The sequence below is a fragment of the Clostridium sp. genome (assembly GCF_029267215.1).
Classification (GTDB): Bacteria; Bacillota; Clostridia; order Clostridiales; family Clostridiaceae; genus Sarcina.
This window is the reverse complement of the sequence record NZ_JARIDH010000079.1, coordinates 1-3,001: the sequence shown is the minus strand read 5'-3', so window position 1 is coordinate 3,001 and position 3,001 is coordinate 1. Positions and strand designations below refer to the sequence as shown.

Below are 3,001 nucleotides of genomic sequence, written 5' to 3'. Positions count from 1 at the left end.
CTATAGCATTTTTCTCTAAAGTTTCTGACATTAACTTAACTGCCTCATCATCCATATATGTTTGACAAAATGTTGCTAAGTTTTGACGTGCATTACCCTCATCTAGTAAATCATCTTTTATTAATCTATAAGCTACTTCCGGTGCCATTGAACCTTGAGGTATTTTTCTCTTTGGCATAGTTTGATTACTTGCTATTGTTCCAAATATAGGTGTATTAAAATTATTGTCTAAAATTTCTCTGTTTTGTGAATTCTCCTGTGTCATGATAAAGTCCTCCTCAAAGACATAAATATATTTAATTTTTTATATTCTTTTTCATATAAATTATTTGAAGTAGCCTTTTTATTAGGCTACTTCAATTTAAAACCTTATTTACTTCTAATTATTTAGCAGCGTTACTACCATTCCATTTATTACGTAATGAATAAATAATAAATGGAATTAATATTGTCACTACAAAACTTACAGATAATATAGTTATATATTCTGTTACACTATCACCAGTTAATTGTGAAGGTGGGAAGAATGATATTACTAAAGCTCCTATTGAAGTTAACATACCTAATAATGCAACTATAAATTTAACTGATTGTCCACCAGGCACATTATAAGCACGTTTTAAATCTTTATGTTTGAATAATAATGTAAAATATCCTAAGAAGAATAATAAGTATCCAACTAAGTATATAACAACAGTTAATGATATAGCAGTTAAAAATGAAACGTTATTTCCACCACCACCAAATGTTAATACTGCAGCCCAAATTGTAACTACTACTCCTTGAACTAATACTAGTGGAACTGGTACATCATTTTTATTTGTTTCAGTTAATTTTTTAGGTAGTATACCTCTTTTAGCTGCAACATACATACCTTCTGAAGGTCCTACAACCCATGCACTAACCTCAGCCATAACACCTGCTGCTAATAATAATGCTATAATTCTTGTAATCCAATCATATCCTAAACCTAAGTTTAAAGCTATTAATTGATGGAATGTTTGAACAACCCCTGCACTTAAGTTTAATTTATTAGCTGGTATAACAGCAGCAACAGTTAAACCACCAACTGTGTTAAGAATAATTGCTACTATAACTAATATAAACATTGCTAGTGGATAATCTCTTTTTGGATTTTCTAACTTGTTTACATGTGAAGCTGAAGCCTCGACTCCCATATAAGCTAATATAAATGATACAAAAATAACTAATGTATTAACTTTAGAAAAGTCAGGTGTAAGAGCTTTTAAGCTAACATCAACATGTATTGGATTTCCTCTTAAAACATACATAATACCTAGTATAAATAATATAATTGCTGGTACTACAACACCAAATACAAAACCAGCCTTAGCTATTTTTGCTGTATTTCTTGTTCCTCCAAATTGTGAGAAAGTTAAGAACCAAAATATAATTAAAACACCAAAAAATTTAATCACCGGATTACTATTTAATGCTGGCCAATTCAATACATAAGATAAAGCTCCTAATATGAAATAAATCATAGTAACAAATCCAACTGTTATTTGAAACCATTGGAAGAAGATTGCTGCGAATCCCCATCTTTCACCTAAAGTATTTCCTACCCAAGCAAATATACCTCCTTCTTCCCATCCATCAACAGTTGCCATTTCAGCAGCACATAATGCAACAGGTAAGAACCATAATAAACCACCAATAATTAGGAAAAATACTAAATGAAAACCTGATGATGCAAATGTAGGATATTCATATACAGTCATAACCATTGATGCTGTCATTGCAAAAAATCCGAATAAAGTAAGTTTTTTAGTATCTACTCCTGAATTGCTTGACATAAAGACCGCCTCCTTAATTGTTTATTGTTTTTTTAAAGATCTCACTCTTTAGCTTTTCCATTTTAAGAAAAACTAACAATCACAACTATTACTTAAGACAAAAATTTAATTATATATAAATTTTTGTCTTGAATAATAACTACTAATTATGTACTTATAATAACCCTTGTTAACAATTTATTCAAAACTTTTCTACATCTATTTTCTTCTTTTAAACTGTTAACAAATTGTTAATACTGTTTTTTTCTCTTAAATTCTCTTATTTACTCCATTTTATTAGTATTTTTATTCAAATATATAAAATCTAATATTTTATTGTCAAATTAATTAATGAAAAGCTGTCAAATTATCTATTTATTATTAAAATTTTATGTTTTATTATAATTATGCATTTTAAATTTCTTTTTATATTTATTTTGAATTTAATTTTTCATTTTCAAATTATTGATATCAGAATAAACTTTATTTATCACTATAAAATCCTATTACTATTGCTTATAATACTCTAAACTTTTAACTATCTTTCTTCCCAAAACCATCATTGAAATAACCTTCTTATTTGTTTTTCTTTGTCAACTAGTTAACCTTTACACCAAACTTATCTATTTCTACACTTGTATTTTAAATTTTATGACTTATCAAACATAATCAAAAAACTTTTTTTCTTTCAAATATCCCATAAATTTAAAAATAACAATCTTTTGTTTAATACTTAAAAGCATATATATAATTTTTACATACATTAACTTCTATTATTTATGTTCTTTTTTACATATACAATCTTCTTAATATTATTTGACTTTTACATTTATTTTTAAGTATATTATATTTGAAAGTCTACTTGATATTCTCTAAGCCCTATTATCTATATGTATCTTATTGTAAATTTATTTTTAAACTAGTAACCATAATATTATTTTGCACATAATATTTTATTTTTTACTCATATATATAAACTTTTTAAAACTAAATATAATATATAGGGTATTTAATTAATAAATCATAACCACCCGTAAAATGGGTGGTTTGCTCTATCCCTATAAGGGCATTGGATTTATGTCAATATCTTAGACACGAAAATTCGAACTTATTTAAGCTGCATTCAAAGCTTTAAACTCTATCTCATTAGGAGTATTATAAGCAAGAGCTGAATGCAGTCTTTTACTATTATAAAAACTTTCTAT

At 26.5% G+C, this 3,001-nt stretch carries 1 protein-coding gene and 1 pseudogene; both read right to left on the bottom strand.

The annotated features are described in order from the left end of the window. A pseudogene (locus tag Q1K13_RS12230) lies at positions 1-265 on the bottom strand (glutamate decarboxylase); the annotation flags it as partial. Positions 266-383: 118 nt separating this feature from the next. Continuing rightward, positions 384-1,817, bottom strand: coding sequence for a glutamate/gamma-aminobutyrate antiporter (gene gadC, locus Q1K13_RS12225; protein WP_300351352.1), 1,434 nt, complete (start codon positions 1,815-1,817; stop codon positions 384-386). Positions 1,818-3,001: the final 1,184 nt, after the last annotated feature.